The following is a 994-nucleotide window of genomic DNA, read 5'->3' as shown; positions in this document are numbered from 1 at the left end:
CATTCAGAACCGTGCATGAGACTTTCACCTCACACGGCTCCTAGTTCAGTCGTCTCGTTGTCATGAGTACGACTCTTACTTAGACTACCATCAATGGCAGTTTTGGCATCGTGACAGTGGCGGTGCAGCAATTGGAGGTTTTTGTAATCATCCTTTCCGCCGAGGCATCTCGGGATGATGTGGTCGGTCTCCACCTGGTCTTCGATGGTGAAGTGCTGTCCGCACCATTTGCATTTGCCTTTCTGGTCTTTTAGCAGTTTGGCTTCTCGGTTTGAGATTTCTGGTGATTTCCCTCTCCTCGTTGCCCAATAAGTCCAATTTCCGTCATATGTCGATGCGTTTGGTTTTACCAACGTGTGATAGACAATGGGAGTCCAGGCGTGTTTTTGGAGCCGTAGACCATCCTTAGTTTGGAATATCCACTTATCCTTCCTTTCATCCCCATTGCTCAATTTTGCCCTACCTGTTCGGTAGTATTTTCTGAGCGTTTTGTATTTGGCGTTTCCGCATCGTGACACTATCCATGCCCGCAGTTGTTGCCAGAGTATGCTATCTAGCTTGTTGAAAATCTCCTTGGAGACTACCCCCGAGTAATACCTTGCCCACCCAGTGATGATGGGGTTGAGTCTTTTAATCAGGGCGGCTTGAGGTGCTGTTTTATATTTCTTAATCACCTCTTTCACCTTTCCGATGTGGGCTTTGATTGCTTCCTTATCTGGTCTTATGTGGGTTACGAAGCCAAGCAGTTTACTGACTTTTCCTCCACTTTTACCAGAGACGTGTTTTCCGGCAGGATATTGCCTAATATTGAACCCTAGAAAGTCGAAACCAGGTGCGACCTTTTTTCCATTTACTTCAATTTCTTGAAGTGTATGACAGATTCTTGTCTTTTCTGGTTTCAATCGGAGTCCAATGGGCTTTAACCATTCAGAAATAGCAATCTTGCACTGTTCAATGATTTCGAGTTTTGGTGATATGACTACAAAATCATCGG

General features: G+C 45.2%; 1 protein-coding gene. It reads right to left on the bottom strand.

What is annotated here, in order from left to right; genetic code table 11:
- Window positions 1-29: 29 nt before the first annotated feature.
- The coding region (locus AC0QHF_RS09545; RefSeq protein WP_324703975.1) for a group II intron reverse transcriptase at window positions 30-994 on the bottom strand (965 nt) is incomplete at its 5' end.

This window comes from Lyngbya sp. CCY1209, from assembly GCF_055795065.1.
The sequence above is the reverse complement of the archived record's forward strand: the minus strand, read 5'-3'. Positions and strand labels throughout refer to the sequence as shown.